8 protein-coding genes are annotated in these 7,127 nt (G+C 62.8%); 4 read left to right on the top strand and 4 right to left on the bottom strand.

Features of this window, described 5'->3' with window-relative positions; genetic code table 11:
* Positions 1-604 (top strand): ADP-ribosylglycohydrolase family protein (locus tag VEK15_02315; protein HXV59500.1); only part of this gene is annotated, 604 nt, incomplete at its 5' end.
* A gap of 79 nt (positions 605-683) precedes the next feature.
* On the opposite strand, the gene VEK15_02310 is transcribed toward VEK15_02315, so the two are convergent.
* Positions 684-2,270, bottom strand: coding sequence for a PQQ-dependent dehydrogenase, methanol/ethanol family (locus tag VEK15_02310; GenBank protein HXV59499.1), 1,587 nt, complete (start codon positions 2,268-2,270; stop codon positions 684-686).
* Positions 2,267-3,007, bottom strand: a complete 741-nt coding sequence (locus tag VEK15_02305; GenBank protein HXV59498.1) for a c-type cytochrome — start codon at positions 3,005-3,007, stop codon at positions 2,267-2,269. The genes VEK15_02310 and VEK15_02305 overlap by 4 nt, the downstream gene beginning before the upstream one ends.
* A 95-nt stretch (positions 3,008-3,102) precedes the next feature.
* On the opposite strand from VEK15_02305, the gene VEK15_02300 reads away from it, so the two are divergent.
* Positions 3,103-4,242 carry a helix-turn-helix domain-containing protein gene (locus VEK15_02300; GenBank protein HXV59497.1) on the top strand — a complete coding sequence of 380 codons (1,140 nt, stop codon included), beginning with the start codon at positions 3,103-3,105 and terminating at the stop codon, positions 4,240-4,242.
* On the opposite strand, the gene arsS is transcribed toward VEK15_02300, so the two are convergent.
* Together arsS and VEK15_02290 are read right to left on the bottom strand one after the other, a co-directional pair.
* Positions 4,239-5,351 (bottom strand): arsenosugar biosynthesis radical SAM (seleno)protein ArsS, encoded by a 1,113-nt coding sequence (gene arsS, locus VEK15_02295; protein HXV59496.1) that lies wholly within the window; start codon positions 5,349-5,351, stop codon positions 4,239-4,241. The genes VEK15_02300 and arsS overlap by 4 nt on opposite strands.
* A complete protein-coding gene (locus VEK15_02290; GenBank protein ID HXV59495.1) occupies positions 5,348-5,683 on the bottom strand; it encodes an arsenosugar biosynthesis-associated peroxidase-like protein in 336 nt (111 codons plus the stop codon). Before VEK15_02290 ends, arsS begins: the two co-directional genes overlap by 4 nt.
* Before the next feature lie 226 nt (positions 5,684-5,909).
* Between VEK15_02290 and VEK15_02285 the strand changes: the two genes are divergently transcribed.
* Both VEK15_02285 and VEK15_02280 read left to right on the top strand, forming a co-directional pair.
* The gene (locus tag VEK15_02285) at positions 5,910-6,917 is read left to right on the top strand and encodes an alpha/beta hydrolase (protein HXV59494.1); all 1,008 of its coding nucleotides are present in this window, start codon (positions 5,910-5,912) and stop codon (positions 6,915-6,917) included.
* Between the two features lies 1 nt (position 6,918).
* On the top strand, positions 6,919-7,127 hold a 209-nt coding region (locus VEK15_02280; protein HXV59493.1), incomplete at its 3' end, for a hypothetical protein.

The following is a 7,127-nucleotide window of genomic DNA, read 5'->3' as shown; positions in this document are numbered from 1 at the left end:
CCTCGGCGCGGGAAAGGATTGGAGGGAGCTCAAGGATAAGTTCTTTCCCCGAGGCTCCTTCGGAAACGGCTCGGCGATGCGCGTGGCCCCTCTGGGTGCCTACTTTTTTGAAGCGACCGTGGATACCGTCGTCACCCAAGCCGAGCGATCGGCCGAGGTCACGCACGCGCATCCCGAGGCGCGCGCAGGCGCCGCGGCGACAGCTCTCGCCGCCTGGCTTGCGGCCCGGACTCGGGGTCGGCCGGTGCCGTCGCTCACCGACCTCTACTCCGTCGTTCACGGTCCCCTCGCACCTTCCTTGAAGGTGACCCGAGGCATCGAGGCAGCCGCAAGTCTGCCCTCGGGCACGGATCTGAGGCAGGCGGCACGCCGTCTCGGGAACGGATCCAAGGTGACGTGCTTCGATACCGTTCCCCTGGCCCTCTGGATCGCCTTCCACCATCTCGATGATTTCGAGGCGGCGATCCGCCATGCGGTCGCCTGCGGAGGGGACGCGGATACGGTTGCCGCCATCGTCGGCGGGATCGTGGCTGCCCGGCTGGGCATCAACTCCATTCCCGAGAGGTGGCGTCGGGCGGTCGAGCCGATACCGATACGATTCTGAACCTGCTGCGCCCGTCCCTAGCCCGAAAGGTTTCATGTTTCGGCGAGACGAAAAGGAGACCGCGTAGCCTCCTTGGAAGCTAGAGTCCGAAGACGAATATCGCGCGGCCTGCGGCCACTCCAATGTGCTGTTTGCCGTCGATCTCGAACGCGATGGGATTCGCTCTCACGTCTCCGCCGGTTTGAAACTGCCACAGAGGCTCACCGGTGGTGGCATCGAGAGCGAAGAAGTTCCCTTCCTCCGATCCGGCGAAGACGAGGTCGCCCGCGGTCGAGAGCACCCCCGCCCAGGGCGGCGTGAGCTGTTTGAACTCCCATCTCGTCTCGCCGGTGGCGATATCGAGCGCACGGATCGCGCCATAGGCTTCGTCTCTCAACGCGCGCTCACCGCCTCCCATGAAGTACTCACCCGGCTCGTACTCGGCTTCCGCCTTGAAGTAGTACGAGCCCATTTCCCGGACGGCAACGTAGAGAAGCTTGGTTCGCGGACTGTAGGAAGGGCTGAACCAGTTCGTCGCCCCTTGAAGGCTCGGCCAAACGAGCGTCCCCTCTTCGGTGGGCGCCTTGTCGGGCAGCAGCACGGGTCGGCCGGTCTCGTCGATTTCTTTGGCCCAGGTCTGCTTCGCGTAGGGCGTCGCGCGCAGGAATTGCCCCGTCGTCCGGTCGATCAGATAGTAGAACGCGTTGCGGTTCGCCATGGCGACGAGCTTCCGCCGCTCCCCCTGGACGACTTCCTCGACGAGAACGGGGATCTGATTCGCGTCCCAATCGTGAACGTCGTGAGGCGTGAATTGAAAGAACCAGGCGAGCGCGCCCGAGTCGGCATGGAGGGCGACGACCGAGCACGTATAGAGGTTGTCGCCCGGCCTCGAGTCCCCGTTCCAATCGGGCGCGGGATTGCCGGTGCCCCAGATGAGCAGGTTGCTCTCCGGATCGTAGGAACCGGTGAGCCATGTCGCACCACCGCCCGTCTTCCAGCTGTCGCCGCCCCAGGTCTCGTTCCCCGGCTCACCGGGTCCGGGGACAGTATGGAAGCGCCACACTCGCTCACCGGTCGCGGCATCGTAGGCATCCAGGAAGCCTCGAATCCCGGCTTCGCCTCCACTCACTCCCATGATGATCTTGCCATCGATGGCGAGAGGAGCCGCGGTGATCGCATAGCCGAGCTCGTTCTCAGCGACGTTTCTGTCCCAGCGGACGGCGCCGGAAATCGCGTCGAGAGCGATCAGGTGGGCATCGAGCGTTCCCGCATAGACCGTCTCACCGAGAATCGCGAGACCTCGATTCGTTCGGGGAAAGCCGAGCGTACGCAGATCGTTGGGCAAGGGTCGGGACCAGCGCCAGAGCTCCCTTCCGGTCTTGACATCCAGCGCAACGACCGCCCCCGATGCCTCGGTGAGGTACATGACTCCGTCGGCGACGAGCGGCGACGTCTCGAGCTCTCCCGACTCCTGGGTTTGATAGATCCAGGCCGGCCTCAGCCTGGCGACGTTGTCGCGACTGATCTCGTCGAGGGATGAGAACCGGTGCGATGCATAGTCCCCCGAGTAGGTGAGCCACTGACCCGGCTCCCTATCCGCGTTTCTCAGTCGCTCGTAGGTCACTTGCCCTTCGAGCATGGCCGAGAAGGCAAAGACCGTGACGAGCAGAATCACCGACCGAGTCACGGTGCACCTCTCAAGCCCGCGAGAAAGGCAACGATGTCTTCGATCTCCTCGGACGTGAGCTCTTTCTCGTAGCTCGGCATCAGGCTCTGCCCTGGTTTCGGCTCGAGCTCGCGAAGGTCGCGCTTCGACAAGGAGTGAAATCGGCCCCGCTCATCGCGAAGCTGGATGGTGAACGAGTCCTCGTTGATGCGATGCCCAGTGACTTCGGTCCCATCCGCCTGGATCGCGCGAACGACCACGTAGCCTTTCAGAACCGAGGCACCGGGGTCCGTCAGGGCCTCGCGCAAATGCGCCGTTCCGCGCAATGAGCCGATGTTCGTGAGGTCGGGCCCGAGTATGCCGCCCTCCCCTTCGACGATGTGGCAGACGACGCAACCTCCCCTGCCCTCGTAGAGGGCCCGTCCTCGCTCCGGGTCACCGGTCAAGGCTTCTCGCTCGATCCGACCGAGCGAGCGAACGTAAAGAACGATCTCTTCGATCTCGGACTTCGAGAGCTGCCAGGTCTCGGGCATGTCCGTACCTTCGATGCCATTCCGGATGACGTCGAATAGCGTCTCGTCGTCCGCTGCGCGCGGAAGAACGGGACGCGCGAGCGCTGGTCCCTCTCCGCCGGTACCGCCGATGCTGTGACAACGCGCACAGTGGGCGTCGTAGAGCCGCTTGCCTCGGTCGCCCTGAGCGGTGGCCACCCCTGTAACCAGCATGAGTGCCACCGCAACGAGCGGGCACGTGCGCATTCTCGACCTCATTTGGGAAAGGACCATCCAAACGCCAGCAGCCTAGCATCACCCAGCTGACCCGTAAAGCAGTAGCATAGGAGCGTAAGGAAGCCATGACGACGGAGCTCGGTCTCGGGGAAACACTCGCGCTCCTCGGAGTGATTCACGGTTTCTTCCTCGGGCTCGTGCTATGGACCCAGGCCCGCGGGAACCGCCTCGCTAACCGGATCCTGGCTGCTCTCGTCGGACTCTACTCGCTTCATCTGCTCCACATCGTGCTCTATTGGACACGCGCTCTGGGACAGGCGCCGCACCTTTGGGGTTTCGTCTGGTTCTTTCCGTACCTATACGGCCCCCTCTTGTATCTGTACGTCCGGGCGCTGCTCGAAACGTCATTCCGGCTCCGGAGACGGTGCGCGGTGCATTTCCTGCCCTTCGTCGTGTGCTTGCTCCTTTTCTCCCGCTTTTATCTGTTGCCGGCCGAGGTGAAGCGACGGCTCCTCGAGTCGACTTACGAATCGTTCTCGGGATCCGCCGATCCGTTCATGCTCACCTTCTGGGCGCTACAGTTCGTGCATTTCGTTTGCTACCTCGTTGCGAGTCTCCGCCGACTGGGTGAGTTGACCGGCAGCGAGCAGCAGTCGCTCTGGCTCCGACGTCTGTTTGCCGCCTTCGCTCTCAGCTTCTCGTGCTGGTTCCTCTATGGAATCGCGCTGACGTTCGGGATCTCCTACTCCCGGAGGATCGACACCGCCACCACTCTGGCGATGACCGTCTCGATCTACGCGGTCGGCTACACCGCGCTCCGGGTCCCCGAGATCTTCATCGGGGAGCTCGCCCGGCTCCGGCGAGGAAAATACGAAGGTTCGACCCTCACCGAGGCCGCGATCTCCGAATACCGCGAGCGCCTCGTCGCGGTCATGGAGTCCGCGCGTCCCCATGTCGACGCCAATTTGAGGCTTCTGGATCTCGCGAGCTTGCTCGAGGTTCCGCCGTATCAGCTTTCCCAGGTCATCAACCAGGGATTCGGACTGCGATTCAACGACTTCGTGAACCGCTACCGGGTCGAAGAAGCGAAGCGGCTCCTATCGGATCCGGCGCGGAGAGACGAATCCCTTTTGAGCCTCGCGTTCGAAGCCGGCTTCAACAATAAGACGTCCTTCAATCAGGCTTTCAAGAAATACACGCAGATGACCCCTTCCCGTTTTCGGCAGGAGCTCTCTCGCCAGGAAGGTTCGTCGCGGCGGTTCTAGCTCGCCGCGCCGCCGCTGAGACTTCCCCCACAGCTACTACCCGCCCCGGCGGTGCACCCGTAGCAATGACGACCGGTGACGATGCGTCTCGAGGCGATCGTGCCCCGGTCGAGATCGCGAACGTTGAGCACTCTGCCGTCACTACCGACGATGGGGAGCTCCAGCATCTGATTGAAATCGCAGTCGAACAGGCGTCCGTCCCACGAGACCGACAACGTGTTTCGGCACATCAAGCCGGAGACCGTCGCGGAGTTGAATTTCCTGACGAGGAGCTGCAGATAGGGCCGCAAGTTCCCCGTCGCATCGAGCCACTCGAGAAAGCGAGAGATCGGCATGTTGTTCAAGGCGATGAGCCGGTCGAAGCGGACGCGGTGCTCGCGCTCGAGTCCCTCTTTCCATTCGCGCTCCAGGCTCGACTGGCTTCCGGCAAGAAAAGCCCCCACGGGGTTCACCATCAGTGTGAGCCGCTTCCGGGAGTCGCCTCGTCCGTAGCCCGCGGCGTTGAGGCGCCGTATTGCCTGGATCGAGGCATCGAAGGTCCCCTCCCCCCGCTGGCTGTCGGTGTTGCGGCGACGCCAATGAGGGAGCGAGGCGACGATCTCCACGTCGCGCTCGGCGAGCCAGTCGGGGAGCTCGCGGAAGCGCGGAAGCAACAGTACGGTGAGATTGCATCGATCGATGACGTGCTTTCCGCGTCCGACGGACTCCTCCACGAGATAAGAGAAGTTGGCATTGAGCTCGGGCGCGCCACCGGTGATATCGACGGTATGGGCTTCCGTTTTATCGAGAGCCCGCATGCAGGCTTCCGCGGTGTCGCGGTCCATCTGCTCCTCGATACGATCGGGGCCAGCACCCACATGGCAGTGTTTGCACGTCATGTTGCAGAGCTTGCCTACGTTGATCTGGAAGATCTCGAGCTTTGCCGGTCCCAGGCGTGGGTGGCCCGCGTGAGCGAGAGCCTCGTCGAAGTTACCCCCATGGGGAGAACCTTCGAGGTCCACGGCCTGGAGAAGGGCAATTTGGCGCCTCGGCTCCGCGAGGGGAACGGCACGAGACCGTAGCGATGTCGTACCTCTCGGACCGACGAGCTCCTGGTGAGAAGTGCTCACATCGACGCGCTCTTCACATGCTCGAGCATCTGGATGCCATGGACTAGCGACGCGCCGCCCCGGATGGCGGTGGCGACGTGAACTGCCTCGGTCATCTGCTCGAGGTCGGCGCCCTTCTGAAGGCAATCCTGGCTGTAGGCGTCGATGCAGTAGGGGCACTGCACCGCGTGGGCCACCGCGAGTGCGATGAGAGATTTCTCGCGCTCGGTGAGCGCTCCTTCAGCGAAGACCGCGCCGTAGTAATCGAAGAACTTTTGAGCCAGCTCGCCGCTTCCCTCGGCGATGTCGCCGAAGTGCGGCAGGTGGTACCGCTTGTAGTAGCCCTCGGACACTGGACCTCCTCGCGGAATGGTTTCGAGCGATTCTACCACTCGCAGTTTGTCATGGCGGTTACTCGGCGCGGAGCGCGTTAATCGAGTTCAGCCGACTCGCCCGACGGGGTCGTGGCGCGAGACCCAGCCTATTGCGACGAGATTTCTCGTCAAGATTTATAAGGACTGGCGACGCCGACCTTCCGCTACCAGAGAGTAGGGACCTAGAAGGAGGTGTCGTACGTCGATGTCGAGAAACAAGAAGCTTCACACCATGTTGGTTCTGGCCGGCCTGGCGGCCGCGAGTCCCCTGCGCTCCGGCCAAGAGCGCTCCATGACGCAGGATCCCACCCTGAATAATCTGGTGCATCCGAAAGGCTACGAAACGGCCCCGCCGAACACTTTCGGGCACGTCGAGAAACGCGGAACGGGCCCGGTTCCCATGGTCCTTATTCCCGGCGGCGGCTTCAGCTGGAGCGTCTTCGAGCCGTTCATGAAGAATCACGACAAGGATTACACGATGTATGCCGTCACCCTCGCGGGCATGGGAGGCACGAAAGCCCCACCCATGCCCCCGGAGGGAACGAGCTACGGAGAGCAGACCTGGATCCGCGGAGGTCTCAGAGCTCTCCTCGACTTGATCGCAAAGGAGAAGCTCGATCGGCCCGTGGTTGGCGGACACTTTCTCGAGGGAAGCCAGATCGGGCTTCGAGTGGCAATCGACCATCCCGAGCTCGTCCGCGGCGTCATCCTCTTCGCCGGCACCGCAGTCATGACACTCCCGAACATGTCGCCGAGCCTCGAAGAGCGCATCCGTTACCAGGACGAGCGGATGGCCCCGAACTGGTTCAAGACCGTTACCCTGGAGACGTGGAACGACAACAACTTTCCGCCGCGAAGCTACTCGCTCGACCCGGAGCGGGGTGCCCATCTGTTCGATCAGGTCTCACACGGCCCGCTCCCCGTCTACATCCGCTATCTGCTGGAGTTCTGGGCTTCCGATGTCTCCCTGGAGTTCGGCGACATCGCAGCCCCGGTGCTCGTTCTCACTCCCGGTTTCCCCGAGCAAATGCTCGAGGACGAGGCGACCAAATGGCTCCGGTACTATTTTCTCGACACCTGGAACGGCGTCGAGAAGAACCCGCTCTTGGAGCGACGCACGATCGAAGATGCGGCGATATTCGTGTGGCTCGACCAGCCCGAGCTCGTCGAGAAGGAAGTCGCCCGGTTTGTCGGCTCGCTCGCCAACCGATGACTTGCCAACGGAGCACATCATTCAGCAAATGGAGCTGCGACTGTCAGAGCACCCCGAAGCGTTCCGCGTGTCCACGGCCCAAGCCGCCATGACGGTCGCGAGTGCCGTTTGGATCTGCGCCGTGGATGTTCACCCGTTGGCGCTGCCACGATCTCCGCGGTTCAACTCGGTCCAGACCAAGCTCAACCGCTCCGCACATCGAGCAAAAAA

Source organism: Vicinamibacteria bacterium (assembly GCA_035620555.1).
Taxonomy (GTDB): Bacteria; Acidobacteriota; Vicinamibacteria; order Marinacidobacterales; family SMYC01; genus DASPGQ01.
The sequence above is the reverse complement of the archived record's forward strand: the minus strand, read 5'-3'. Positions and strand labels throughout refer to the sequence as shown.

Bases quoted from the DNA above. Each gene is read 5' to 3' on its own strand.
- VEK15_02305 (HXV59498.1), bottom strand. From the start codon at position 3,007: ATGCGCACGTGCCCGCTCGTTGCGGTGGCACTCATGCTGGTTACAGGG.
- VEK15_02300 (HXV59497.1), top strand. From the start codon at position 3,103: ATGACGACGGAGCTCGGTCTCGGGGAAACACTCGCGCTCCTCGGAGTG.
- VEK15_02285 (HXV59494.1), top strand. From the start codon at position 5,910: ATGTCGAGAAACAAGAAGCTTCACACCATGTTGGTTCTGGCCGGCCTG.